This is a genomic window from Pseudomonas sp. EGD-AK9 (assembly GCF_000465935.2).
Lineage (GTDB): Bacteria > Pseudomonadota > Gammaproteobacteria > Pseudomonadales > Pseudomonadaceae > Aquipseudomonas.
This window is the reverse complement of the sequence record NZ_AVOF01000001.1, coordinates 73299-97583: the sequence shown is the minus strand read 5'-3', so window position 1 is coordinate 97583 and position 24285 is coordinate 73299. Positions and strand designations below refer to the sequence as shown.

The following is a 24285-nucleotide window of genomic DNA, read 5'->3' as shown; positions in this document are numbered from 1 at the left end:
CCGTGGAGGGGGTGATCCCCTTGATTGAGGCGCATTACCCCAAGGGTGAAGGCGGTCGTCCGTCCTACCTGCTGATGGCGATGCTGCGGGTTCACCTGATGCAGAACTGGTTCGGCTATCCCTTCGGCGGCGAACGTATCTGCGATAATCAGCAGGTGCGAACGGATCGGCTCGATGAACTCGTCTGGCAGCAAGTCGTCGCTCTGCATGCCCATCCGGACCGGCTGAAGACCGAGTGCGAACGCCGTCTGGATGTTCTCGAACAAACCGACAGGGAAAATCCCGATACGGCGGCGCTGGAGAGGCAGAAGCACCATCTGGAGAAAGGCAAATCGGCTCATTGACAGCTACGCTGAGGGAGTGATCGACAAAGTGGGCTTCGACCCGAAGATCCGACAACTGAAGATCAGGCTGGAACAGATCGAACAGCAGATTGAGGTGTCCCGGTGTCATCAGGCAGGACAATTCGAGCTTGGGCGATTCGCTGGCCCTGCTCGACAAGCATGTGGACTTTACCGTCCTGGCAGCCGAGATTGATCGCTGGGCTCTCCGGCCAAACCGGGCCAAAGGCGGCTTCCCCCTATCCCACTGAGTTAATGACCCGCCTGCTGGTGCTCCAGCATCTGTTCAACCTGTTCGATGAGCAGATGGAGTTCCAGTTGCCCGACCGCATGAGCTTTCAACGTTTTGCTGGGCTGAAGCACTCCTGCCGAGTCCCGGATCGCAACACGTTTTGGGTCTTTCGCGAGCGCCTGGTGCAGGCCAATGTCGAGCGCCAGATCTTTGCCGAGGTTTAGCGTCAGTCACAGGAGCACGGCTTCCCTCGCGCGTTGAAGCTGGCAGCGGCAGGCTGCATTGGATGTTACCTGGCTCGTTGGGGGATAAATTCCGCAGGCAGCGGCGCACGCTGGGCTGCTGGCGCGGCTCGGCTGGTGGATTTACCGCCTTCAGCTCGGCCTGGCGCGGCGATGTCGCTCTCGATCAGGTCTTCTAGCAAGCTGCCTTGAGCAGGGCTTGGCTGCTCAAGGCAGCTTGGCGAGTTTGTGGCGTCTGAGCAGGGCGATCTCGTGGGTCAACTGTTCGTTGACCGTTTCGATCCGCTGGATCTTCTTGCCAGTCGTATTGGCTTAAGCACTCACCACTTTAGGCACGTCGATACCGTTGCGGTGAGGATCCTCCCCTTTGCGAACGGGCGCTGCTCTCGGCCTGCAGCAGGGGGGGGCGCAAAAGAGGACTCCTATGCTTGACAGGCTCGATCATTAATTATACCGTCATACAGATAATAAGCAGGAATATCCTTTCAGTCGGGATGTCCTTTTGAGATGAAGCGCAAAGTGGGAGATGCAGCCCTCATGAAAAGTTCAATCGGGTTGAGAGTCAGTAGGCGGGAGGATGAGCGGCACCTTCAGGGTCGTGGACGCTTCGTCGGAGACATAAAACTCCCCGGTATGCTTGAGGTGGCTTTTGTTAGAAGTCCCGTTGCGCATGGCGTTATTCGTAAAATTACGAAGCCATGCCACGCTGACAGCAGTGTTTTTACTCACGCAGATCTAATCGGCGTGCAGCCAATCATAACGCCAGTCACGACGCCAGGGTTCCAGCACAGTGAATGTCCTGTGCTTGCCTTCGATCGGGTGCGGTTCGTCGGCGAGCCTATCGCTGCGTGCATTGCACCAGACCGCGCGCGCGCGGAAGATCTGGTAGAAGAGGTGCTGCTCGATATAGAAGAGTTGATGGCTGTCACGACAATTGAAGGTGCCCTCTCATCCGATGCTCCGCTGCTGCACGAAGGTTGGACGGACAATCGGTTTGTTGAAATGCTAACAGAGGTAGATCTCGCTGCAATCGCGCCGGAAGCCCCAGTAGTCGTTAGCGTCGAAGTCGAGCTTTCCCGTCAGACGATTCACCCCCTAGAGGGGAGGGGGATCGTGGCGCATTGGGATTTCGGGGCGGACCAGTTGGTGCTGGCAATGTCGACACAGATTCCCCATCCGGTACGTAGCGGAATGGCCCAGTTCCTCGGGATCCCTGAATCGAAGATAAGGGTCAGCCCACCCGACATTGGTGGTGGGTTCGGATATAAGCTGCAGCTCCTTCCCGAAGAAATTGTTGTTGCTTGGCTCGCACTTAAGCATAAGACGCCTTTTCGTTGGGTAGAAGATAGGCGTGAGCATTTGGTCGCTGGAGCATGTACCCGCCAAGCTAAGTACAAACTAACTGGCCATGCAACTCCGGAGGGACGACTTGTTGGTTTAAATGCTGACATATACATCGACAATGGCGCTTATTCTGCTTGGCCTTTCACGGCCGTTCTAGAAGGCTACTCCGCACGAAGCAATTTACCCGGTCCGTATCAAATCACTCATTACCAATCGCGGGTAAATGTCGTGGCCACCAATAAGCCCAGCTTTTGTCCTTACCGAGGCATCGCGCGGGTTGGTACCTGCTTTGCGATCGAGTCAGTTATCGACGCGGTGGCTCATGCCGTCGGTCGTGAGCCGTGCGATGTACGTGAGCTTAACTTGGTTCCACCTGAATCCATGCCATTTCACGACGTTACAGGAAAACTGTTCGATGTCGGTGACTACGGTAAAAGCCTTAGGCGGGCCCGAGAATTAATAGATTTCGACAAATTCCGATCAGAGCAGCAATCCTCTGATTCGGCTCCGTCGCGAATACTTACCGGAATTGGCTTCGCTACGTTTTATGAGCAGACCGCTAACGGCGCAAGCTTCTTTTCATCATGGGGCATGCCAGTGGTGCCCGGATTAGATCAGGCAACTCTTAAAGTTAACGCTGATGGAACCCTGCAAGTGAAGCTGGGCCTTCAAAGTTTCGGTCAAGGACTTGAGACCTCACTCGCTCAGGTTGCAGCCACAGCAACCGGGTTTGATCTGGAGAGAATCCAGGTTCGTTTAGGCGATACAGAGCAAACACCCCATTCTGTTGGTTCCTTCACATCCCGATCCGCAGTAATTGGTGCAGGTGCGATAGAGGCGGCATCTAAGGTCTTGAAACAACGGATCCGAACTGTCGCTGCGGGGCTGTTAGGTGAAGTCGATCCGGATAGTGTGGAGATTGATAAAGGAGCTGCTTTCATTGGGGACAAAAACGTTACCTTTGAAGAGATTGCCCATATTTTCTATTTGAAGCCTCATTTGCTCCCGGCATGTGCGCAGAACATCACAAGCCTTGAGGTGACCGAAGGTTATAAAGTACCAGTAGATAGCGGAATCTTCGCTTATGGCACCCACGCAGTTAAGGTTCAAGTCGATACGGGAACGGGCCAGATTAATATTATCGACTACGTAATTGTCGAGGACTGCGGAGAGCGAATTAACCCGATGATCGTGGAAGGCCAAACCATCGGTGGCGCGGCTCAAGGGATAGGCACAGCGCTTTTCGAAGAAAGTCCTTATGACGAGAACGGCCAGCCGCTTGCGTCAACGCTACTAGATTATCTGCTTCCTGGTGCAGCGGAGGTGCCCCGCTTCAGGCTCGATCACATCGTGAGCCCATCTCCGCATACAAGCTTTGGCGTAAAGGGCGCTGGTGAGTCCGGCACGATCCCAGCCGCAGCTGCGATTGCTAACGCAATAAACGATGCACTTTTACCATTGGGAGCAAAAGTCCGCACTCTACCAATGACGCCTCCACGGATACTAGCTGCAATTGCAGCTACGGGAGAAAATTATGAGGCCTTCTAAATTTGATTATGAGCGAGCCGACTCACTCTCAAGCGCTGTTGAAATGTTATCCGTTTCAGATGGCATGGCGAAGCCAATGGCAGGGGGACAGTCCTTAGTTCCAATGATGAATCTTCGGTTGGCGAGGCCAAATAATTTAGTTTCGATTCGCCGTTTGCCAGAGCTGCAAGACATTCAGGAGGGGAAAAAAACTCTCCGCGTCGGCGCAGCAGTGACACATGCCGTGCTTGAAGATCAGAATTCTGCAGACGTTGCTGGCCAGTACCTCTCTTATGTCGCGAAAGGCATCGCATACCGCGCCGTTCGAAACCGTGGAACCATAGGTGGTTCTTTGTGCCATGCCGATCCTGCAGCGGACTGGATAACTTCATTGAGTGCAATCGGTGCGGTTTGCAACGTTCAGGGTGCTAAAGGGAAACGTCAAATTCCGGTAGAAGGGCTCATGATCGCTCCTTTCGTAAACACCCTTGAACCTAACGAAATTCTTGTGAGTGTTGAGGTGCCGAAGCTATCAACAACGGCTCGATGGGCTTATGTGAAGTTTTGCCAGAAAACTGGCGAATTTGCAAAATCGATATGCGCTGTAATTTTTGATCCGCAAACCGGGGTATCCCGTGCATTCCTCGGGGGCACTGATGGGCCGCCCTTGTTCCTCAGGGAAACATCACTTCAATTGGGCTCAGCCGACCCAGAATCACTGCTCAAAGTTGCAAAAGAGGAGATTAAAAACAAGCTGCAGGAGGCTGAAGCTGATCGTTTAGCTATTCACTTCATAATGGTCGAAAGAGCTATCGCGCGGATTGAGGGTTACAAAAGATGATTAACCAGGTTATTCCGGACCAGTCCGCGCGTTCCGTCACGCTCACGGTAAACGGTGAAAAGAAGGTCGCAACGGTCACGTCGAGAGATGTGCTTGCAGACGTTTTAAGAGAGCAGTTTCGCCTTACCGGTACACACCTCGGGTGTGATCAAGGGGTCTGTGGTGCATGCACTATTCTTGTCGATGGCAAACCTCAGCGTTCATGCATTGCTTTTGCTGTAGATTGCGATGACTCGAAGATCACCACCATCGAAGGGTTTCAAGACGACCCTACTATGTTTGAAGTAAGAAAAGCGTTCAGTGAAAAGCACGCATTGCAATGTGGCTTCTGCACCCCCGGCATGCTTATAACGGCACGCGATATTATTCTGCGGCTGGGAGACGTTGACGAAACTCGTATCAGGCGCGAACTAGCGGGGAATTTATGCCGGTGCACCGGCTATGTAGGAATAGTTGACGCAGTTCGTTCAGTAAGTTACGGAAAGGCACCAATCGGTAGTGCAGCCCCGGTCGTGGTTCACCAGGAAAGCGAGGTAATTCCGTCCGGTACCAATGAAGCTGACAAATCCTCGAAGCCTGAACCTAGCTTGAAGCGAAATGCTCAGCCCGACGATTTTCCAAACTCAATTTCACAGAGTGTGGAAATTGATCTCCCACCAGATGAAGCATGGGCAGTTATGCGGGACCTTAAGACAGCCGCCAGCTGTATCCCTGGGGCAGAAGTTGTCAGCTTAACTGAGCATGAAGTAACCGGAAAAATGCACATGGCCCTAGGCCCTATAAGGGCTCATTTCAATGGGGATGGCACCTACGAAATCAATGATGAACGCCGCGAAGGCTGGATGACTGCAGGAGGGCGGGATGCTTTGACTGGTTCCACCGCTACGGGCCGGATCATTTGGACAGTAAGACAGAACGGTGAGTCGGGCTCAGTGATAGATGTAGGGCTAGCATGGAAGCTCACCGGGGCTCTTGCTCAATTTGGGCGCGGTGGAATCGTCACCGAAACAGTTCGACGTCTTGCGGCGATGTTCGGAGAGAATCTTGAACAACTTTTACGCGAAGGAACGTTAACAGAGAGGAAAAATACGCCTATTGGACTTCGGTCGCTTATTTGGCCAGTTATTAAGTCCTGGATCGCTGGATTTTTCAAGCGAAACCCGCGCGAGTAATTTTGACTGCCACTTAGCGTGCGTTTCGGTTCTCAGTTTAACAGTGACGGGTTGGGCCGTGCGCTAGTCAAGTCTGCCATGGGCGAATGATCGAAAGGATTGCAGGATGACAAGTTTTGAAAATACAAGTGATGGCGACCCGGTACGCAGCCTAGCTCTTGGCAATGTGCTGCGTACGCGCTCAATGATCGCGACTGGTCTCGGTAATACTCTAGAATGGTTTGACTGGACTATATATGCAATATTTGCGTCATACATCGCTAAGGCTATGTTTGATCCGCAGGACCCAAGCTCCGCACTCTTGTTGACATTAGCTATTTTCGCAGTTGGGTTTGTTTCTCGGCCTCTTGGGGGGATTGTTTTCGGTTCTCTCGCAGATTCGTATGGCCGCAAAGGCGTACTGCTGATATCCATGGTGCTTATGGGTATCGGAAGTCTTGTTATCACTGTCGCGCCATCTTATGAATCAATCGGAGGCTTTGCGTCTTTGATTATCCTAGCGTCTCGATTGCTTCAAGGTTTCGCTCACGGGGGGGAGGCCACGGCTTCGTACACGTATCTAGCGGAAATTGCACCTAAAGAACGACGCGGGTTGTGGTCAAGCAGCATGTACTTCAACGCTGGGCTGGGAAGTCTTCTAGCGTCCCTTGTAGGCGCTTTCCTCACAAATGCTATATCTGCTGAAGATATGAATGCGTGGGGCTGGCGGATTCCTTTTGCATTGGGCGCGACCCTTACCATTGTTGTCCTTTTTTTAAGGAGAAACATGATGGAGAGCGAGGTGCTTGAAGATTTTGCAACCAAAGCCAACGGCTCTCGATTTGCAGCAGATACACCTAAGGAATGGTCTAGCAAGAAAATTCTTCAGCGGTCGGTGGGTGTTTTTTTCTACCAAGCCGGGGTAGGGATACCGTTCTACATCTGGACAGGATATGCGCTCGTAATCGCCATAACCCAGAGGGGAATGGATCCGAGTGATGCATTTGCAGCAACTGTTCTAGCTCAGCTTGTATATCTGATTGCAGTACCGTCTTGGGGATACGTCTCCGACAGAATCGGGCGCAAACCTGTAACGATATTTTACTTCCTTTCCATTGCCCTCTTGAACTATCCGGCTATGGCTATGATAACGGAGCAGCCTTGGACTTTATTCGTAGCGCAGGGCGGTATGCTCGCTCTGGTCGCATGTATAGGTGGGACCATGCCCGCCACTATTACTGAGCAAATTCCCACGAAATACCGGGCACGGGTAATGGGCGTTTCATTATCTATTGGTGTGGCAGTCTTCGGAGGCACGGCTCCCTACCTTAATTCATGGTTAACAGGATTAAGCTATGGGTGGGTCTTCCATCTATACGTAGTAGCCATGGTCTTAGTGGGGGCCGCTGTGGTGGCATGCTGGAAAGAGACCAAGGGCATTGATCTTCGGAATGTCGGTTAACAACAACCGCGCGAGATCATCTGGCAACTACATTTTCAGCATTAGGTGCCTCTAGGGTGTCTCTAAAAAACCAGTCATGAACCGGACGCAAGACGTTCAGGGGGCGCAAGCGAAAAAAGTATGGGGCTGGGGTCGCGGTCAATGTCATCAACTTAAGCCGCGGGCCTCGGCCAAGGCAAGCAACCCAAGGCTTGGCTTGGCAGTTGCGGCCGGATTTTCACTGTGTTTCTGCTGCCTGATCGGGGTACTGGCGCTGCTGATGCGGGCTTGGTGGTTGCCGGTTCGTCTTGCCAGTCTGGTTTCTTGTTTGCTGGGCGAGCGCGTACCGGCCGCTTCTGGCCAGTTTTTTTGCACAGTGGTTCGGGCGGTGGCGCGGCGCGGGTTCTCAGCGCGTCGGTTTGTAGCCCTCGCAGCCGCGGCTGGCCAGGCGCTTACGCTGACGAGGAAAGCTGCGGCCTGGGCGCACGGCGCTGAGGCTGTTGGCCATCAACGCCAGCAAGTGTGCCAAGCCCTGCACGCAGGGGCGCACCAGCAGTTCGACCAGGGTGTTCTTGAGACGCGACACACCTTGGGTGAAGTTGACCTTCCAACGCAGCTTGCGCGCTTTGTGGCGCTGCTCAATGACCGGTTGCAGCAGGTAGTGCATCAGCAGCGCCAGGTTCTTCAGCAGTTGCCCGGCGTGAAAGTCTTGTTTCACCGCCGTCACGCTGCGGCCGCTGAAGTTATCCAGGCTCAGGGTCTGCTTGAGTCGGCGGTAGTCCGTTTTGATGCCCCAGCGGCGGTGGTAGAGATCGGCGAACACCTCCACCGGGAAGGCCTGCCGATCCAGCAGAGAGGTCAACAGAACCTCGCTTTCTCCGCTGGCGAGCTCGACTCGGATCAGGCGCAGTTTGATCAGGGCGGCGGGATCAACGCCTGCCTCGGTGCAGAACAGGCGCGCCTCGGGGTGACTGGCAGCGAAGAACTGTGTATCCTCGACCTGACCCGACTGGAGAAACTGTTTGACCTGCGCGTTGTAGCCACGAGGCAGGCGCATCAGGAAATGCCGCTGTTGCTGCTCAAACAGTGCGAACAGCCAGTGCCCGGGATAGCCGCGGTCAAACAGCGTCAGGCTGCCAGCGGGCACCTGCGCAAGGTGCAGGTGGGCGCAATCGCGCTCGCCGACACTGGGGGGCACGATCAAGCTGTGCAGGGTTTGACCGTCCATTACGTCATGGAGCGCGGACAGTCGGGCTGTAGGCTGCTCGCCGTGCAGACCAAAGAAGCGGCCCATGGCCGGCTCCAGCGGCAAATGGACAGTGGAGCCATCCACGGCGAGTACCCGTAGCCCGCGCCATGTCTGGCGCAGCCTGTGCCGATCAAGGAGTGGCACACGGGACCCTGCTTCGGGTGGCACGTGAGCTGTTGGTGATCGCCCGGCACGTCGATGTCGCGCAGGAGCCGGTCACTCCCCTGCAAATCGAGGCGGCGGGCAGGTTGCTGGGGCGATTTGCAGCGACGACGAGGCCGCAGCACGGGCCCCCGATGGTCATCGGAACTGTTCGTTCGGACTGCCACAACTGGCTGCGCTTCCTGGGACGCCTGGCGGCGTCTGAGGCGATACGAACGGCTCATACGGCGCTGATTGAGTCCTTTGCCGCAGATTTGTCGGAGGCTCGGGGCTTGTCCTCGCGTACGATAAAGAGTCGCTGCTGGCATACCGTGGCGTTCCTCAATGGGTGGACGACTTCGACGCGTGGCAGCTCGACCGCCCGCCGCGGCTTGCGCTTGCCGCGACGTTGGGTCGGCGCGACGACTTCTTCCTCGATCTCTTCGGTAGGTGCCTCGGGCGTGGCCTCAGCCAGGCTTTCGGCTTCGTTGAAGAACTCCAGCTGCGGCGAGTCAGGGGCGGCGGTCTGCTCGGATTTGCGGCCGAACAGGCGCTGGATCATCAGCGCATTTTGTTCGCGCAGGTGCTCGATCTGCCCGTCCTTGTCCTTGACTAATTTCTGCGCAGAAGATAGCACCTCAGCAAGCAATTGCTTGAGCGCGGCGGGGGCGTCGGAAAGGGTTTCGGGCATGGAAATCATGCCGTGGATTATACCGGCTCAGGTCACGAAACGTGGCGTCAGCACCTTGTGCGGTTGGTTGCCCCAGAGGTCGATACCCTCCAGTTGTTAGCGGCTGCGTAATTCCGCGTGTATCCGGCGAATTAGCGGCTGTTGAAAGCCGCACGCCGATATCGAATTTTTCGGGCGGTGCGGGTGCCTCGATGGCGGATGGCCCAACGGGGCCGCATGGGCCCCGTTGGGCGTGGGTCGGTCGATTCGCCGCGATCAGAACAATTCGTCGTCGACGAAGGGCTCGTCGGCGGGCGGCGGCGGTTGGTACTGCTCGCGATAGGCCTCGATCAGCCGCAGGTCGTAGGTTGCCCAGATGTGCTCGCGCAGCTCGTCGATCAGATCGATAACGGCCATCGCCTGCTCGGCGGTCCAGTCGGCGGGGATCGCGAAGGGTTTCATCGGGTGCTGGGGATGCATGGGGGACCTCACTCGCTTGCCTTGCGGCGGGTTGCAGGGGCGGGATTGGCGCTGCGCTTGCGTTGTTCGGCGCGTTCGCGCGCTTCCTTGAGCCGATACGATTCGCCTTCGATGGCGATGATCTCGGCGTGGTGAATCAGGCGGTCGATCAGCGAGACTACGCAGGGGGCGTTGGGGAACACCTGGCCCCATTCGGCGAACGGCCGGTTTAATGCACTGCGCTGCATTATGCGGAGAAGTGAATCGTCGGCTCCGCGATAGCGCATTTGTTTCAAGGAGTTGTGAGCAGGCGATACGGCTCTCCGCTCCACATAATCATGACGGCCCTCCGGCCTGTGACTTTCATTAATGGAGGACGTCATGTTGCAATCTGGTTCGATTCCCCCCTACGCGTTCGAGCCCTTCGCGACGGTCCGAGCGGACCTCAGCTTCAGGGGTTTGCTCAAGAACTGTACCGCTCGGGCTACGCAAGGATCACTGCGCGCCGGCACCTCCGCGCAGCGGAACACTTTGTCTATTGGTCGAACAACGAAGACGTTGGGGAAGGGCTTGTGGACGACCGGGTCCTTCAGCGTTTCGACCGCCACTTGAGTCGGTGTCGATGTCCCGGGTACGGCCATACGCACCGCGCAGATTTGCTGCGTGGTGCGCGCTTGTTCTCGGGGTTCCTTCGCGGTGAAGGCCTCAGCGTGTCCCGCCCTGCAAAACCGCAGGCCCATGATGCCGTTCTGCTCGCCGCATTCTGTCAGTGGCGCTGTCGACCTATCTTGGCCATGGCAAGGTGAGCGATACCTACTGGTACCTGCAGGCGACGCCGGAGTTGATGAGAAACATTGCCGAGCGTTGCGAAAGCTTGGTTGCGGGAGCCCAGCCATGACCCCGATCGCCCCCCACATCACGACATTTCTGCAGCAACGGCTGCCCGTCGACTGCTGTGCCAGCCATCACACCTGCGAGTCCTACTCGTACGCCTTCAAGTTGCTCTTCGCATACGCAAGCGAGCGCCTCAAGGTCCCACCCTGCGCGCTACAGCTCGAACATATCGACACACCACTGGTTCTCGGCTTCCTGAGTCACTTGGAGACCGAACGCGGGAATGGCGCGAATTCCAGAAACATCCGGTTGGCGGCCATCAAGTCATTCATGCATTTCATGGAGTACCGCGTACCATCGGCGCTGGAACAGATCCGGCGCATTCTGGCGATTCCGATCAAGAAAGCCGACACCCGCCTGGTCCGGCATCTCACGGTCGACGAGATACAGGCCATCCTGGATGCGCCTGCACCCGAGTACCGCGATGGCCTGCGCGACCGCGCCATGCTGCACTTGTGCTTCGCCGGGGGGCTACGTGTATCCGAACTCGTCGGGCTTCGCCTCGACGATCTGAAACTCCAGCCCACTGCGAGCGTCCTCGTTCACGGCAAGGGCCGGAGGGAGCGTTGCCTGCCCTTGTGGAAGGAAACGAGCGCGGCACTGCGTGCGTGGTTAACGGTCCGGGGTCCGGCCCTGGCACCAGAGCTGTTTCTCAACGCCCGCGGCCAGCCAATGACACGTTCCGGATTCGAATACATCCTGCGCAAGCACGCCCACGCCGCCGAACGGCGTTGCCCCTCGCTGTCAACAAAGCGCGTCTCCCCACATGTGCTGCGGCACACGTGCGCGCTGACGGTGCTCCAGGCCACCAAGGATCTTCGAAAGGTCGCTCTCTGGCTCGGCCACGCCCACATGCAGACGACCGAGATGTACACCCGTGCCGATCCTTCAGTGAAACTGGAAGCACTTGAATCCATCATTGCTCCACAGCTCCGATCGGGGCGCTTCAAGGCCACCGATGCACTCATCGCCTCGCTGAATCCGCGTTCCCTTATGCGTAGAAACGACGCTTCAAAATGAAGCGCCGGCGGGCCTCTGATGAGGGGGCTCCGCATAAAACTGCACAGTGCATTAAACATCCCATTCTTGGTTTGACTGCAGAAATGCGTGAATCCGAGAAAATCGAATGTTTCCGGTTTTCCTTCGCCACGTTTCTACGGCATCGGTCACCGAGGAGATCAGGCTGGGTGACACTTCGGTGCCGTACATTTCCTGCAAGTGCGCTTGGATCTCGCGCGGTCATGCTGCGGGCATACAGCGAGAGGGTCTTGTCGTCGAAGCCCGTCCAGCGGGTCTGGTGCTTCTCGACGATCTGCGGGTCAAAGGTGCCATGCCGGTCACGCGCACTTCGATGGGCCGCTCGCCGAACTCGCCCTTGAGTTTCTTCCTGCTGAAACCGTTGCACGTGTTGCCAGTCAGGTCGCTGACTGGCTGATGCTTGTCGTGGCCCCGGTGGTGGGTTAGCTCGGCATCCAGTGCACACGCTCGACCAGCTTCTTGGTCAGTTGCTTGAGGATACCGTCGGCACCGATCAGGTCTTCAGGTTTCTGGTAGTTGGTCAGGATCTGATCCAGCAGCTCGTCGGTGATGGGGTGCTATCTCCGGTTCGGCGCGAGATTGTTGCTCATGAGCCGGTTACACAAAAAATTGGACACCCTCGGCCCGGAAAGCAGGCGGACTATGTAATCACGAAACCAGGCTGTTGTTCAGCGATACGCCGAAAGGTGCCACCGCCAGCGCGCAGATCTACACCCTGATCGTAAAGCTAGCGGTCAGGAGCCTTACGCATGGCTCCGCCATACCCTTGAACCCCTGCCAGTCGCCAGCGGTGCACGCGCTCGTCGATCTCCGCCGCCAGGCGCGAGGCCTGATTCTTGAGGATGCCGCGCTCATGCCCGTATTCATGCTGGCCGCGCGCTGTGGCTCTCTGCGAGGCTACTTATCGATCAAAATCTAGCGTTGACAAATGTATCTGTATGACTATATAAATAATCTACTGCAGCAAATATCGTGGGGCTCGACAGCGTCAGGAGCGAAACGATGCTTCTGCTTTATCCCAAATGGGTACTGAATTTAGATGAGCAGAGAGGGGCAAGATGAGCAATAAACAGCGCGTCATTATAGTGGGTGGTGGTCCGGTAGGGCTGCTGACTGCTCTGGGATTAGGTAAGGCAGGTGCAAACGTAACAGTATTGGAGGCTGAGAATAAGCCCAGCGATAGTCCGCGCGCGCTCGTTTATCATTTTCCTGTCCTGCCCCATCTGAAGCGCTTGGGAGTTCTTGATGACTGTATAGCTGCAGGGCTGATGAGGCAGAATTTTGCATGGCGTGTGCATTCCACCGGCGAAATGATTTTTTGGGATCTCAGTTGCCTTGAGGGGGATGTCGAGCTGCCATACGCACTTCATTTGGGCCAGGACAAGCTTGCAAAGATACTAATTAGCCATCTTGAAGCCTTGCCGAACGTTGAAGTTCGCTATTCATCGCCGGTTGTCGAGTGCTCTGTTAGCCCCCAATCGGTCCAGGTGGTTCTAGGGGCGCAATCCGCGGGCGAAGTCGTAGAGGGCGAATGGTTGATTGGTGCTGACGGCGCTAATAGTTTCGTGCGTCGGGAGGTCATGAAGCAAAATTTCTTCGGTATAACTTGGCCGCAACGATACGTCGCCACGAATACCAAGTTTGACTTCGATAGCTTGGGCTTTGGAAAGACTACAATGCAAGTGGATGATGTCTACGGGTCCGTCATCTGTAACATTGATAGTGATTCATTGTGGCGAGTCACATTTATGGAAGACCCAAACTTGCCTGTGGACGGAATCCGGGGTCGCATTGACCAGATGTTCAAGGGGTTGCTGCCGACGGACGATCCTTACGAGGTGGTTGCTTTTTCGCCATACCGCATGCATCAGCGGGTTGCAGATACAATGCGTCGTGGTCGCGTCATCTTGATCGGTGATGCAGCGCACGTGACAAACCCAACGGGAGGGCTTGGGCTGACGGGCGGTATGTTTGATGCTTTTGCGCTGACTTCCGCATTGAACCAGGTAATTCACGACGGGCGCAGTGAAGATATTCTCGACGTGTTCGAGGCAGATCGTCGTAGAAAGTTTATTGAACTGGTCTCCCCGAGAGCCAGCGATAATTTGCGTAACTTGTACCATCAAAAGCCAGGCGAGGCTAAAGATGATTGGGTGAAAAATACTAGGGATATTTCGAAGGACATAGACAGGATGCGCGAAGCGCTCCGGTTTCCAGAGGTAATGGAAACTTTAATTTGAGCGTGACCGCTGATCGATTGAGGCCGGGTTCTTAGGGGCGTTCATTTCGAATCCGGTATTTTTTTCGCGGGTACGATCTTGGTTGTCGTGCTTGAAGGTTGGTTGCATGATTGTGACTAACTTAGGGCGGGGGGAATAATGCCTCGCCTAAGCCAAGTGATCAAGTCAGAGAGACGGCAGATAGGTGTACTGCATACTATGGAAGATAACAATGCATTTGGAGATGTTCGCAATAGCAATTACGAGCTGACGGACTTTGGGGGGATGTTTCTTACCAGTGCCCCTCATTTTTGTGATGGGCGAACTTATCCTGGCCTTAGCGGATATGTTCAGTGGTTCAAGCCTGTCAAGCCGAGACCGATTTCTGTCACTCTTATCCATGGTGGCGGTGGGCAAGGGTCAGAATTCCTCACTACCCCGGATGGGCGTCCCGGATGGGTCCATGATTTTTTGAGGGCAGGGTTTACAGTTTTCGTTTTGGATCGGCCGGGGCACGGGCGGAATAGTTGGAATAGTGAGGTTTTAGGTCCGCATACACCGTATCCTGACTATGAGACGCTTTATCCAAGGTTTGTTGAACCTAAAGCCTCAAGTCTTTGGTCTGAGGCGATAAATCATAACCAGTGGCCTGACCATGATCCAGTCGCCGGCGACAGGTTTATGGCAAGTCAAGGTGTTATGGCAACAAACTTGGTCTCAGCTCAGAAGCATGTCGAAGTAATTGCGCCTCAACTGTTCGAAATCACTGGAGATACTATCTTGGTTTCGCATTCTGCGGGGGGGCCGTGTGGGTGGGCGTTGGCCGCTATGGGTGGGCCGAGAGTTAAAGCTGTCGCCGCAGTTGAGCCTCTGGGTTATCCGGGGCTCGAGCACCCGCTGGGAGTATTCGAGAATGGCCTGTGCGTATCGCAGTTTTCTGGCTTGCATGATCCATATCAGCGACCGATCGCCTTCGTGACAGGGCAAGCAACTTGGATGAGGGGTGCGAATCTGAGGGCGTCAAAGTATCTTCAGGAGCAAAACTACAATGTCACCCATTTCCTTCTTGAGGAGTACGGTATTTGGGGGAATGGACATATGCTGATTTCAGAAAAAAACAGTAGCGACATCGCAAAGTTGATTATTTCATGGCTTGATAAGGAAGTGGGCTCCACTCTCTAAGTACTCCAGCTTAATCGATCTTGCTGGAGGTTGGGGGCTAATAGCAATCTTGATCGTTGTCTGCTTAACTCATGCCGGCATATGGTTTGGCTCGGGCTTGACTAAAGGTGTCCTTCTATTTTTTGTCAAAATGGCTTTGGCAAAAAAATAAGTTGCACTGCGGAGATGTGACGGAAGATAGTGGGGGATGCACTATATTATGCTCGAGGCCGGTTAGATACTAATTTCTTCTAAAGGGTTGTCAATGATGAAAGTTATTCGTATTGGGCAAATTGTACCTAGCTCTAATATCACTATGGAGACGGAGATACCTGCGTTGCTAAAGGCAAGGGAGTTAGTTGCTCCCGAGCGATTCACGTTCCATTCTTCACGAATGCGAATGAAGCACGTGACAAAGGATGAGCTGGCGCGTATGGATGGTGACAGCGACCGTTGCGCGCTTGAGCTATCTGATGCTCGTGTCGATGTTATGGGCTATGCTTGCTTAGTGGCGATTATGTCTATGGGGCACGGCTATCATCGCACCTCAGCTAATCGTCTGCGAGCAGTTACCGAACGGAACGATGCTTTAACGCCAGTTATCACCTCAGCGGGAGCGTTGGTAGATGGAATTCGCGCTATAGGTGCTGAGCGTGTGGCTGTGGTAACGCCTTATATGAAACCACTGACGGAGCTCGTGGTTGATTATATCCGAAACGAAGGGATCGACGTCGGCGATTATCGCGCCTTAGAAATATCGGACAATTTGGCTGTTGCGGCTCATGATCCAATGAATTTGCCTGCAATAATTGCAAGTATGCGTACAGACGACGTCGATGCGATTGTGCTTTCTGCCTGCGTCCAAATGCCATCCCTATCAGCCATCACGATGGTTGAAGCGCAGACACGTAAGCCGGTCATTTCGGCGGCAGTTGCGACGACTTGGGCGATGTTAAAAGCGCTAAATCTGCCCACACGGGTTCCGGGTGGCGGTACCCTGCTGTCGGGTGCTTACTGATGAGAGGGTATAACGTTCATGCTAATGGCATTCGTCAGCACATCATTCATTTTCCAGGATCGGGTTCACCGCTGCTAATAATCCCTGGTATCACCTCGCCTGCAATCACGTGGGGGTTCGTGGCGGAGCGCCTCGCAGAGTTCTTTGATGTGCACGTGCTGGATGTTAGAGGCAGAGGGTTGAGCGAGGCGGGTGACTTGGATTATTCGTTGGACGCGATGTCGGATGACCTTGTGGCGCTAGCCGAACGGATGGGTACCCCCATAGCGTTGGGGCATTCGATGGGCGCTCGCATAGCGATCCGTGCGGCGCGTAAAAAATCGGCAGTCTTCTCACAATTGATCCTGGTTGATCCACCCGTCTCTGGGCCAGGTAGGCGGCCGTATCCTGCAAAATGGTCATGGTATGCCGACTCAATACGCTCGGCACAGAAGGGGTGCGCAGCTGCGGATATGCGAGCCTATTGCCCGACTTGGACGGATGAGCAGGTTGAGCTTCGGGCTGAATGGCTACACACTTGTCAGTACACAGCAATTAAAACCGCATTCGATGGTTTCCATACTGATGATATTCATGTCGATCTGTCAGAGTTGACGCTCCCCATTCGACTTGTTGTGGCTGGCGGAGCTGAAGTAATTCAATCCGAGGATATTGCAGAAATTGAACGTCTTGCTCCCCAGACTAAGACGCATATTGTCGAGCGCGCGGGGCATATGATCCCGTGGGATGATCTTGAAGGTTTTCTAAGTGCCGTTACTGATAAGTAGAGAGGGGCTTAAAAATGGATCACGCGAGCTTCACTGAGATCTGTCTACACCAGTTAAAAATGTCCGGTGTTCATGAGGGGGAGCGGCTAATAGTCCTTACCCAAGGAAATGATCGTCTCGCTTATGCAGATGCATTTATGGCCGCGGGACAGCGGCTAGGCGCTGTAATGTATCATATGAGACTTCCTGCGCCTTTGCCGTCGGATGGCTGGGCTGTAGGGGTAACTGGGTTGGCGGAAATGCCTGGCGCTGTAGACGCTTTGAAAAATTGCGATATGCTAATCGACTGCGTTTTTCTTTTGTTCTCGCCTGAGCAGTTTTCTATACAGGCAAGCGGAACTCGTATCTTAACGGCAGTAGAACCCCCTGAATTGCTAGCCCGAATGTTGCCGTATCCGGAACTGCGCGAGAAAGTCACTATCGCGGCTGAAATGGTAGAGCGCGCTAAGGTTATGCGAATTACTTCCCCTTACGGTACGGATGTAACGTATAAGCTGAACACTTATCCTACCGTGGCGGAGTATGCCTGCACTGATACGCCGGGGCGCTGGGACCATTGGCCCTCCGGTTTTGTGTTCACGGGTGGTGACGATGACGGAGTTGATGGGACTATTGTCGTGGCCCCAGGTGATATTCTTCTGCCACAACGTTTGATGGTTCGAGAGCCAATCACGTACACTATTGAAAGAGGCTGGATAACGGATATACGCGGTGGCCTTGAGGCACAAATAGTAAAATCTTATATGGATTCATTTGACGACCCGCGAGGACGGGGAATGAGTCATGTCGGCTGGGGAATGAATCCTAATGCAAAATGGCATAACTTCGTGCCTGGAGAGTTCCCTGGTGGTATGGGAATGGAGGCAAGAAGTTTCTACGGCAATGTGATGTTCTCCACAGGGCCAAACAATGAGCTTGGCGGACCGAACGACACCGCATGTCATCTGGATATACCGATGCGCAACTGTTCGTTGTTTCTTGACGACTCGCCTGTGGTTATTGATGGCGACATCGTCGTTAAGGAAATTCAATTAACTCAAAGGTGAGTGTGCTTAAGGGCGACACTTTATTCAAGGGGAAAGCAGATGTTGCAAGCAGAAATATATGACGCGGCGGGATTCGGAAAGCCGGTTTCGCGAGGGACTCGCCCGGCGATAATAGTTGTCGATTTTTCCTACGGATTTACCGATGTGCAATATCCAACAGCATCAAATGCTTCCAGTCAAATTTCACGCACAAAAGAAATCTGCGATTTGGCACGAGATTTGGGCTTTCCGGTTATATTTACTACGATTGCTTATCATCCTGGGGAGGTGGCGAAGCTTCCTTGGCTGAAGAAATCGGCAGGGATGGCTGCGTTGCTCTTGGGGTCACGCTTAGTAGAAATCGACACGGCGACTGGCATTCAACCAACCGATGCGGTAGTCGTTAAGAAGGGGGCTTCATCCTTCTTTGGGTCTACTCTAGCGGCCCTGTTGTCGGGCACGGGCACTGATACAGTTGTGGTGGCTGGCGCAACGACTTCGGGCTGCGTGCGCGCGACCGTAGTAGATGCTGTGCAGTCCGGATTTAATGTGCTGGTACCAGCGGACTGTTGTGTCGATCGCGCGCAAGGCCCGCATGATTCAAGTCTATTTGATATACAGCAGAAATACGGTGATGTCACTGATTCTAAAGATATTTTGGACTGGTTGCGCTCACTGCAGCGCTATTAGAGGCAATAGGAGTAGTAAATTTTTGCTTCGCTGATCGTTTCAGTGGCATCAGCGTTCATATCTATATGGCTGAAATCCCGATTCGTTGCTAGTTCGGTGTCTTTATGGGCAGTAGCGTCTAAATCCTATTGCTGTGTATGGTCCATCATCGCTGAGGCGATCATTGGTTTTAAGGGCAGTGTGGTAAAGGAAACTTGGTTGCTCTGCAGTTACTTTAGATTGATCTAAGCCCCCGCTGGCGGTGAGTAGGGTAGTTGTCGGATAATCTAATTCTTCAAACTATGGGTTGGACCTGGAAAGATCTGTGAAATACTGCGTTACTCTGTTTAGCGATAACCCGCTATGCTGCTGGTAAACCTTTCCACGGCTGAACAGTTTATAAGACAATATCTCCGAGGGGGCCCTGCATGTTTCGCACGGCGGGGGCTGAGGTTGAAGGAGTTCCGTGCCTGAAGTCGACGCAGGTGCAGGGCGGGCCGAGCACGGGTGACCTAGGCGGGATGCGAGCTCCGATGTAGGGGCAAGGGTCAAGAGTGAGATGGCGGTGATCCTGGTGCTGCGTCAAGGCTTAATGCCCACTGGGGAGGCGACATTGAGAGCAATCTAAGGCCTGGGTGCGTTGTTTGTTTTGAATAAGGAGGGACACCTAAGGGGTATTCCCCATGGCAGTAGAGGGGCGTAGTACCTATCTGTATTGGGCCGGTAGCATAACGGTAAATGCAGCGGCCTCATAAGCCGTTGAGTGCGGGTTCGAATCCCGCCCGGCTCACCATCTTTCGAGGTGGGGTGCCGTGTTCGCTAAGAGCCTGTCCGGGAGCGGGGCAGTTTTAACTTATAATTGCGTCCGCCCTCAAGGAGGCCCCCGAGCATCGCTATGCAGTCACCCCCGTTCAAGGAAAGCCCGATTGAAGTGGATCAGCGCCTCTTGTTTCCCAGCAACATTTTTGATTTGTTGGCCGAGGATAATGACTGCTTTATCTACGAAGAAATCTTCAAGCATCTCGACACGAGCGTGGTGGAACAGCAATACAGTTGCATCGGGCAGCGGGCCTATCATCCTCGCGCGCTCGTCTCCATCCTGATCTACGCCTACAGCCATGGGTGTTCAGCTCACGTGAAATTCAGCGACGCTGCCGGCAGGATCTGGTCTTCACGTTCATCGCACAGATGCAGTGCCCGGACTTCCGCGTGCTGAGCGATTTTCGCAAGAATCACATGGCGTTTTTCTACGACTGCTTTCGACAAAGCGTCCAGATGGCCTTGGAGTTGAAGCTGGCCTCGCTGGGGCACATCAGTCTGGACGGCTCAAAGTTCGAGGCCAATACTTCCGGCGGCAGATGTTGCTTCTGCTCGGTAACTCGTACAGCATTGCAAATGCAAGTGATGGTTTTTTCATTGCAACGTGATTGTGTAAGGCCGGGCGGAGCACGCTGACCTGATATGGCTATAGTTATATGGCGCCTCATGTCAAAGTTTTTGGCGTGTCTTGTCAATCGGTGAGGCGCGCCTTCTGCCATAGTAAATAATGAGTTGTTAAACGATCTCGCGTGTTTGTATTTATTTTTCGTTCAGTCATTAAAGAAAGTGAATGTGAGGATAGCTATGTCGGTAGATACTAAAGAACTGCAGCAAGCAACGTGTAAGTTTGTTGATGCGAATAATCTAGCGGATCTGGAAGCGGTCATGGATTTTTTTTCCGATGACGCGGTGTATGAAGATATTTATGGCGGGCGCCATGTTGGCGTGGCGGAAATACGGGCGGCTTTTTTGCCTTTATTCGATGGCTCCTTTGGTAAGGTGGAGTATGTTGGCGAAGACCTTTTTGTTGATGGTGATGCTGGGAAAGTAATGGTTAGCTGGCGTTGTAATTTGCAGCTCAATGGTGAGCCATTTTATTTACGCGGCTTGGATCTGTTACATTTTCGCGATGGAAAGCTCGTGGCTAAACTTGCCTACGGCAAAGCCAGTGAGGCACTTTTCCAGTCATGATTTTCACGAGGTGTTGAAGCGCGCCAGGAGCATGAAGGTCGGAGGGTTATCTGGTGGGTGGCGGCACGCCGCAGCACCTACAAGACGCTCGATAAGTGTGGCGCGCTATATAAAGCCAAGTGCAAGATCGAGAAGGCCAAGGCTAGGTCTAGGTGCGTGCCAAGGTCGAGTGCCCGTTCCGTGTGAACAAATGCCACTTTGGTTACGCCAAGATGCGCTTCCTTGGGCTGGTGATGAACACCGCTCAGTTGGGATCGCTGTTTGCACTGTCGGGCCTGTGAATGGTGCGTCGACATTTAATGGCGAATGTGCGAGAGGTGTGCCTGTAATGTGGGAAATAGCCGCTGCGAGGTGCTCGCGGCGGCTAAAAGCTCAGAATCGAGCGTGTGACTTGATCGTTTTGATCGTATTGCCGCTTTTAAAAACAGTAGGTCTGAGGTCGGTCAGAAATACAGGACTATTTCAGGCCATCTCTAGATTCTCTGCGAGGTTTGCCTCTTGGTTGCCGTTGTTTCAACTGGACAGGTGGGCAGTGCAATGTTTTATTTTCCATCACAGGCTTAGAACCACCGGTTTCAGTTGGTCAACTGTAGCGCCGCCATACGCGGCTGGATGGCTAGCGCATGGGCTATAGATACGGACGCCATAGGCGTCTACCAGATCGAGTATCACTTTGGCTAGGTGATCAAGTACCGATATTTAGTGGAGAAGTGGCGGAGCAATTGCGCGAGTTGGTGAGGTAGACGAACAACGCGTTTGAGATCCGGATCGTGAAGGGTGTTGTGAGCAAGGAGCACGTGCACATTCCGCTGAACAGTCCGCCGAATTTGGTGCCGAGCGAGATAATGAGGCGGATCAAGGGGGGGGCGGCGAGCAAGCTTTTCGAGGAGCTTCCCTATCTGAAGAAGCGCTATTTGGGGCACGAGGTTACTTCTGCGCGACGGTTGGGCAGACGACGAAAGAGATGATCAAGCAGTATCTTGAGCGTCATTTTGAGCCGAGTCCGAACGATAATTTCAAGATGGAGCCGGACTGATACGACGCGTCGTTCAGTCGAAGCGTATCTGGACTTTCAGTCCGTAAATCGCTAACCCACCGACTTCAGTCGGTGGTCGTTAAGTGCCCATCTGTGCTGCAAGTTTTCGAGTTTCGAGCGGATGTTCATTGGGCAGAATTGGGTCGTTTGACTATGCAGCATCTGGATTTACAGGTTATCGAGCAGGCGTTGGCTTGGTCGCGGTCGGGTGAGGCCGTGTGGCTGTGCACGGTGCTCGCCACCTTCGGCTCCTCGCCGCGCGAACCCGGTTCGTTGCTGGCGGCGCGCCGCGACGGCGGCCATGTTGGCTCGCTGTCGGGCGGCTGCGTGGAGGAAGATTTTCTCGCGCGCCTGCAACAGGGCGAATTCGAGCGCGCGGTCACAGTCCTGCGCTATGGCGACCCGAACGGGCCGCAGGGGGCTCGAATAGCGCTGCCTTGCGGCGGCATTCTCAACGTCTTGATCGAACGCCTGCCGGCGGATGCGGCCACCTGGGAGCAACTGGAGCGCCTGCGTGCGACCCTGCAGGGGCAGCAGCATCTGCTTCGCAGCGTCGACCTGCGCGATGGTCGGACAGAGTTGGGTGAAGACGATGGTCTGGGCCCTCGTGTGGTCGAAGGGGAGGACGGGTTCTCGCTGCAGATTCGCGTCGGCCCGGCGGCTCGCCTGATCGTCGCCGGTATCTCGCCGGTATCAGTGATCTGTGCGCAGCTCGCTCGCACCCTGGGCTTCGAGGTCATCGTCTGCGATCCCCGCGAGGAGGCCTATGCCGGCTTCGACGTGGCCGGCGTCGAGCTACGCAAGGAACTGCCTTCGCAGTTCATCGCCGCCGATGGCTGCCATCGTGCGACCGCGGTGGTGGCACTGACCCATGACCCCCGTATCGATGATCTGGCCATGATTGAGGCCGTGCGCACCCCGGCCTTCTACATCGGCGTCATGGGCTCGCAGCGCACCTCTGCGGTTCGCGCCGAGCGCCTGCGCCGCGTCGGCGGTCTTAGCGAAGCCGATATCGCCCGCCTGCACATGCCCATCGGCCTGGCTTTGGGCAGTAAGACACCTGCCGAAATCGCCCTGGCGGCGATGGCCGATATCGTTCGGGTATACCGAGGACGCCCGCGCGATGCGCTCTGAGGTTGGTGAGTTCGGAGCGGTTGTTGACGCGCAGGGGCGCCGTCTGCACAACCTGCGGGTGAGCCTGACCAGCGCCTGCAACTACGCCTGCGTCTACTGCGTGCCCGATGGCAAGCGCCTGCATGCGGAGAAGAACGCTCTGCCGTTGGCTAAGCTGCTACTGGCGGTGGGGTACCTCAAGCAGGTCAACGATCTGCGCACCCTGCGCATCACCGGTGGCGAGCCGCTGATCAGCCCGCTGTTCGACGACTTCATGGCGGCGCTGGGGCAATTCGAGTTCGAGGATGTATCGCTGACCAGCAATGGCCAGCTGCTGTCGCGCAAACTGCTAGTGCTGCTGGCGGCCGGGGTCAGGCGCATCAATATCTCTCTGGACTCGCTGGATGCCTGGGCGTTCCAGCGCATCGCCCGTGGCGGCGAGTTGACCGAGGTGCTCGAGGGGATCGAGCAGGCGCTCGCCGCCGGCCTGCAGGTGAAGATCAACATGGTGCCCCTGCGCGGCTACAACCACGAGCAGATCCTGCCAATGCTCGACTACTGCCTAGCCCGCGGCGTGGAGCTGCGCTTTATCGAGCTGATGCGCATGGGCCATCTGGCCCGTGACCGTCAGGCCTTCGACAGGCAGTTCATCGGCATGCGCGAGATTCTCGCGAGGATTGCCGAGCGATACCCATTCACCCCAGCAGCTAAGGCAGCGGACGCCACCGCCCAGCGTTTCACCATCCCGGAGCGCGGCAGCTTCGGCATCATCGCCAACGAGAGTGCGCCGTTTTGCACGGGCTGCACGCGCGCGCGCCTGAGCTCCACTGGCTGGCTGCATGGCTGCCTGTCGTCCAGCCGCAGCCACTACCTGGGCGATGTGCTCGAACTGCCCAGGGACGAGGCACTCGTGCGTATCCACGAATTGTCCCGGCAAGCATTGGCGGACAAGCAGGCCGAGCGCTTTACCGGCGATGTCATGATCATGAAGATGATTGGCGGTTGAACCTTATGCAGGCCGATACGCTACGCAAGAGCCAGGCGGTTGCCGGGCTGGTGCTTGCGGCGGGCTTTTCTCGCCGCTTCGGTAGCGACAAGCGCTACGCTCGCCTCGGCACCGGACAGACCCTGCTCGGTGCCAGCCTGGTGCTGCCCTCTACGCTACTGGAGGAGGTCTGGGTGGTGCTGCGCCCCGAGGACGACAGCGCCGCGCTGGGCGTTCCGGCGCAGGTGAAGGTGATCCGCAGCCCTGGTGCTGAGCTGGGTATGGGGCACAGCCTGGCCAGTGGTGTTCAGCGAGTAAGCCAGATGACGATAGCGAGCGCTATCGCCGTTTTTCTGGGGGACATGCCATGGATAGGCGCTGACAGCATGGGCTATCTGCTGGCCCTGGCCTCGCCCGAGCATATCGTCGTACCAACTATCCGGGAGCAGCCGGGGCACCCGGTGCTGTTCGGGCGCAGATTCTGGCCAGCCTTGCAGAGCCTGACTGGGGATGCGGGGGGCAAGTCTGTACTCAGGGCGAACCCGCAGGCGGTGCGCTACTTGCCCTTGAATGACCTCGGTATGCTGCGTGATATCGATACTCCTGGATTCGTTGAGTAAGGGCATCGAAAAGCAAACGCTGGAGGCATAAAAATCGATCTACGCGACAACTACCTTGAAAAAGGTCGGGAGTAAATAATGATAAAATTTAG

19 protein-coding genes, 1 tRNA gene and 8 pseudogenes are annotated in these 24285 nt (G+C 55.3%); 21 read left to right on the top strand and 7 right to left on the bottom strand.

Annotated elements, in window-relative coordinates:
- Together N878_RS28220 and N878_RS29420 are read left to right on the top strand one after the other, a co-directional pair.
- Nucleotides 1-119 (top strand): annotated as a pseudogene (locus N878_RS28220) (IS5/IS1182 family transposase); the annotation flags it as partial.
- Between the two features lie 477 nt (nucleotides 120-596).
- A complete protein-coding gene (locus N878_RS29420; RefSeq protein ID WP_021441727.1) occupies nucleotides 597-797 on the top strand; it encodes an IS5 family transposase in 201 nt (66 codons plus the stop codon).
- A gap of 30 nt (nucleotides 798-827) precedes the next feature.
- On the opposite strand, the pseudogene N878_RS29415 reads toward N878_RS29420, so the two are convergent.
- Nucleotides 828-1115, bottom strand: a pseudogene (locus N878_RS29415) (IS66 family transposase); the annotation flags it as partial.
- A 207-nt stretch (nucleotides 1116-1322) separates the two neighbouring features.
- Between N878_RS29415 and N878_RS26480 the strand changes: the two are divergent.
- The 4 genes from N878_RS26480 to N878_RS26465 all read left to right on the top strand — a co-directional run bounded on the left by N878_RS26480 (nucleotide 1323) and on the right by N878_RS26465 (nucleotide 7140).
- Nucleotides 1323-3707 carry a xanthine dehydrogenase family protein molybdopterin-binding subunit gene (locus N878_RS26480; protein ID WP_218186830.1) on the top strand — a complete coding sequence of 795 codons (2385 nt, stop codon included), beginning with the start codon at nucleotides 1323-1325 and terminating at the stop codon, nucleotides 3705-3707.
- Entirely contained in the window at nucleotides 3694-4527 is an 834-nt protein-coding gene (locus N878_RS26475) for a xanthine dehydrogenase family protein subunit M (RefSeq protein WP_082457756.1), read from the top strand. The genes N878_RS26480 and N878_RS26475 overlap by 14 nt, the downstream gene beginning before the upstream one ends.
- The gene (locus tag N878_RS26470) at nucleotides 4524-5699 is read left to right on the top strand and encodes a 2Fe-2S iron-sulfur cluster-binding protein (protein WP_082457755.1); all 1176 of its coding nucleotides are present in this window, start codon (nucleotides 4524-4526) and stop codon (nucleotides 5697-5699) included. Before N878_RS26475 ends, N878_RS26470 begins: the two co-directional genes overlap by 4 nt.
- 106 nt (nucleotides 5700-5805) lie before the next feature.
- Nucleotides 5806-7140 (top strand): MFS transporter, encoded by a 1335-nt coding sequence (locus N878_RS26465; protein ID WP_021441725.1) that lies wholly within the window; start codon nucleotides 5806-5808, stop codon nucleotides 7138-7140.
- 385 nt (nucleotides 7141-7525) lie between these two features.
- Here the strand turns inward: N878_RS26465 and N878_RS00415 are convergent.
- The 4 genes and pseudogenes from N878_RS00415 to N878_RS29410 form a co-directional block, all read right to left on the bottom strand.
- Nucleotides 7526-8488 (bottom strand): annotated as a pseudogene (locus N878_RS00415) (IS4 family transposase); the annotation flags it as partial.
- A gap of 364 nt (nucleotides 8489-8852) precedes the next feature.
- Nucleotides 8853-9209, bottom strand: a pseudogene (locus N878_RS28215) (transposase); the annotation flags it as partial.
- A gap of 246 nt (nucleotides 9210-9455) precedes the next feature.
- On the bottom strand, nucleotides 9456-9659 hold the full coding sequence (locus N878_RS00405; protein WP_021441722.1) for a hypothetical protein: 204 nt from the start codon (nucleotides 9657-9659) through the stop codon (nucleotides 9456-9458).
- A gap of 8 nt (nucleotides 9660-9667) precedes the next feature.
- Nucleotides 9668-10021, bottom strand: a complete 354-nt coding sequence (locus tag N878_RS29410) for an ATP-binding protein (protein WP_256217913.1) — start codon at nucleotides 10019-10021, stop codon at nucleotides 9668-9670.
- Between the two features lie 511 nt (nucleotides 10022-10532).
- On the opposite strand from N878_RS29410, the gene N878_RS00390 reads away from it, so the two are divergent.
- Entirely contained in the window at nucleotides 10533-11552 is a 1020-nt protein-coding gene (locus N878_RS00390) for a tyrosine-type recombinase/integrase (protein ID WP_021441719.1), read from the top strand.
- 138 nt (nucleotides 11553-11690) lie between these two features.
- Here the strand turns inward: N878_RS00390 and N878_RS26460 are convergent.
- Nucleotides 11691-12121: pseudogene (locus tag N878_RS26460) on the bottom strand (transposase); the annotation flags it as partial.
- Nucleotides 12122-12628: 507 nt separating this feature from the next.
- Here N878_RS26460 and hspB point away from each other — a divergent pair.
- The 7 genes from hspB (at nucleotide 12629) to N878_RS00365 (ending at nucleotide 19222) form a co-directional block, all read left to right on the top strand.
- Complete coding sequence (gene hspB / locus N878_RS00375) at nucleotides 12629-13810, top strand: 6-hydroxy-3-succinoylpyridine 3-monooxygenase HspB (RefSeq protein WP_031302470.1); 1182 nt, start codon at nucleotides 12629-12631, stop codon at nucleotides 13808-13810.
- Between the two features lie 198 nt (nucleotides 13811-14008).
- Complete coding sequence (locus N878_RS00370; protein WP_082457753.1) at nucleotides 14009-14971, top strand: alpha/beta fold hydrolase; 963 nt, start codon at nucleotides 14009-14011, stop codon at nucleotides 14969-14971.
- Between the two features lie 295 nt (nucleotides 14972-15266).
- Nucleotides 15267-15968 carry an Asp/Glu racemase gene (locus N878_RS26455; RefSeq protein WP_177342858.1) on the top strand — a complete coding sequence of 234 codons (702 nt, stop codon included), beginning with the start codon at nucleotides 15267-15269 and terminating at the stop codon, nucleotides 15966-15968.
- The gene (locus N878_RS26450; protein WP_082457751.1) at nucleotides 15968-16735 is read left to right on the top strand and encodes an alpha/beta fold hydrolase; all 768 of its coding nucleotides are present in this window, start codon (nucleotides 15968-15970) and stop codon (nucleotides 16733-16735) included. Before N878_RS26455 ends, N878_RS26450 begins: the two co-directional genes overlap by 1 nt.
- Nucleotides 16736-16749: 14 nt before the next feature.
- On the top strand, nucleotides 16750-17781 hold the full coding sequence (locus N878_RS26445; protein WP_082457750.1) for a leucyl aminopeptidase: 1032 nt from the start codon (nucleotides 16750-16752) through the stop codon (nucleotides 17779-17781).
- Nucleotides 17782-17820: 39 nt separating this feature from the next.
- Nucleotides 17821-18450, top strand: a complete 630-nt coding sequence (locus tag N878_RS26440) for an isochorismatase family protein (protein ID WP_082457749.1) — start codon at nucleotides 17821-17823, stop codon at nucleotides 18448-18450.
- Between the two features lie 696 nt (nucleotides 18451-19146).
- Nucleotides 19147-19222 (top strand) — tRNA-Ile (locus tag N878_RS00365).
- Between the two features lie 108 nt (nucleotides 19223-19330).
- Here N878_RS00365 and N878_RS28210 read toward each other — a convergent pair.
- Nucleotides 19331-19549 (bottom strand): hypothetical protein, encoded by a 219-nt coding sequence (locus N878_RS28210; RefSeq protein WP_156350844.1) that lies wholly within the window; start codon nucleotides 19547-19549, stop codon nucleotides 19331-19333.
- Nucleotides 19550-19551: 2 nt separating this feature from the next.
- Between N878_RS28210 and N878_RS28205 the strand changes: the two genes are divergently transcribed.
- The 7 genes and pseudogenes from N878_RS28205 (at nucleotide 19552) to N878_RS00345 (ending at nucleotide 24193) form a co-directional block, all read left to right on the top strand.
- Nucleotides 19552-19884, top strand: a complete 333-nt coding sequence (locus N878_RS28205) for a hypothetical protein (protein ID WP_156350843.1) — start codon at nucleotides 19552-19554, stop codon at nucleotides 19882-19884.
- 168 nt (nucleotides 19885-20052) lie between these two features.
- Nucleotides 20053-20337, top strand: a pseudogene (locus tag N878_RS29405) (nuclear transport factor 2 family protein); the annotation flags it as partial.
- 96 nt (nucleotides 20338-20433) lie between these two features.
- Nucleotides 20434-20720: pseudogene (locus tag N878_RS26430) on the top strand (transposase); the annotation flags it as partial.
- Nucleotides 20721-21062: 342 nt separating this feature from the next.
- Nucleotides 21063-21475, top strand: a pseudogene (tnpA, locus tag N878_RS26425) (IS200/IS605 family transposase).
- Between the two features lie 153 nt (nucleotides 21476-21628).
- Nucleotides 21629-22609, top strand: coding sequence for an XdhC family protein (locus N878_RS00355; RefSeq protein WP_031302466.1), 981 nt, complete (start codon nucleotides 21629-21631; stop codon nucleotides 22607-22609).
- Nucleotides 22599-23594 (top strand): GTP 3',8-cyclase MoaA, encoded by a 996-nt coding sequence (locus N878_RS00350; protein ID WP_031302465.1) that lies wholly within the window; start codon nucleotides 22599-22601, stop codon nucleotides 23592-23594. Before N878_RS00355 ends, N878_RS00350 begins: the two co-directional genes overlap by 11 nt.
- Before the next feature lie 5 nt (nucleotides 23595-23599).
- Complete coding sequence (locus N878_RS00345) at nucleotides 23600-24193, top strand: nucleotidyltransferase family protein (RefSeq protein ID WP_021441710.1); 594 nt, start codon at nucleotides 23600-23602, stop codon at nucleotides 24191-24193.
- The last annotated feature ends 92 nt before the right edge of the window (nucleotides 24194-24285 follow it).